The organism is Streptomyces bikiniensis (genome assembly GCF_000716625.1).
GTDB lineage: Bacteria > Actinomycetota > Actinomycetes > Streptomycetales > Streptomycetaceae > Streptomyces > Streptomyces bikiniensis.
Map to the genome: position 1 here is coordinate 1 of NZ_JNXJ01000148.1, position 212 is coordinate 212.

Genomic DNA, 212 nt, shown 5'->3' on the forward strand with positions numbered 1-212 from the left:
ATAGCGGATAGTACCGTGAGGGAATGGTGAAAAGTACCGCGGGAGCGGAGTGAAATAGTACCTGAAACCGTGTGCCTACAAGCCGTGGGAGCGTCGGACACAAGCTTGCTTGTGTCTCGTGACTGCGTGCCTTTTGAAGAATGAGCCTGCGAGTTTGCGGTGTGTTGCGAGGTTAACCCGTGTGGGGAAGCCGTAGCGAAAGCGAGTCCGAA

Annotated in this window: 1 rRNA gene; it reads left to right on the plus strand. The window is 55.2% G+C overall.

Annotation, left to right across the window (positions count from 1 at the left end):
* Positions 1 to 212: ribosomal RNA gene (locus OO47_RS33165) — 23S ribosomal RNA — on the plus strand; the annotation flags it as partial.